The sequence below is a fragment of the Acidovorax sp. CF316 genome (assembly GCF_000276605.1).
GTDB lineage: Bacteria > Pseudomonadota > Gammaproteobacteria > Burkholderiales > Burkholderiaceae_C > Acidovorax.
On sequence record NZ_AKJX01000085.1, the window covers coordinates 1 to 920 of the forward strand.

2 protein-coding genes are annotated in these 920 nt (G+C 68.8%); both read left to right on the forward strand.

All coding sequences use genetic code 11. The annotated features are described in order from the left end of the window. A partial coding sequence (locus tag PMI14_RS06785; RefSeq protein WP_035202706.1) for an NAD(P)-dependent oxidoreductase occupies positions 1-369 on the forward strand: 369 nt, incomplete at its 5' end. A gap of 48 nt (positions 370-417) precedes the next feature. Further along, positions 418-920, forward strand: a 503-nt coding sequence (locus PMI14_RS06790; protein ID WP_007851859.1) for a tripartite tricarboxylate transporter substrate binding protein, incomplete at its 3' end; no start/stop codon positions are given.

A 920-nucleotide genomic window follows, 5' to 3' on the forward strand; every position in this document is an offset into this window, starting at 1 on the left:
CTGCCGGGAGCCGATTGGCTGGTGCTGGCCTGTCCGCTCACCGAGCGCACCCGCGCCTTGGTGGACAGGGCGGCGCTGGCGCGCCTGCCCCCGGGCGCGCACCTGGTGAACGTGGCCCGTGGCGAAGTGCTGGACGAAGATGCCGTGGTGGTCGCGCTGCGCAGCGGCCGGCTGGCCGGGGCCTACCTGGACGTGTTCTCGCACGAACCCCTGCCGCCGGACTCGCCGCTGTGGCAACTGCCCCATGTCATTGCCACGCCGCACAGCGCCGGCTTTTCCGATGGCAATGCGGAGAGGGTGGATGCGCTGTTCCTCGACAACCTGGCGCGCTGGCGCGCAGGCCAGCCCTTGCGCAACGTGGTCGACTGAACGCCCTGAACGCCCTGAACGCCCACCTGAACAAGCAAGGAGACTTCGATGAACAAACGCCAATGGCTGCTGCAGGCGGCGGCACTCACCACCCTGCCCCTGTCCATGCCTGCGCAGGCCCAGGACTTTCCGCCCAGGAAGCCCGTCACCCTGGTCGTGGGTTTTGCAGCCGGCGGCGCAGCCGATGCCGCGGCCCGGCTGATCGCCAAAAAGCTGGGCGAGAACATCGGCCAGCAGGTGGTGGTGGACAACAAGGGCGGGGCGGGCGGCAACATCGCGCACCAGTTCGTCGCCAACGCGGCGCCCGACGGCACGGTGCTGCTGCTGGGCTCCATCGGTCCTCTGACCATCGCACCGCACCTCATGAAGCTGCCCTACGACCCGTTCAAGGACCTGGCGCCCATCTCAGGCGGCGTCAACTTCCCCAACGTGCTGGTGGTGCACAAGGCCACCGGCGTGAAGACGCTGGCCGAATTCGTCCAACTCTCGAAGAAGAAGCCCGGCAGCGTGGACTTCGCCTCCACCGGCGCGGGATCGGCCTCGCACCTGGC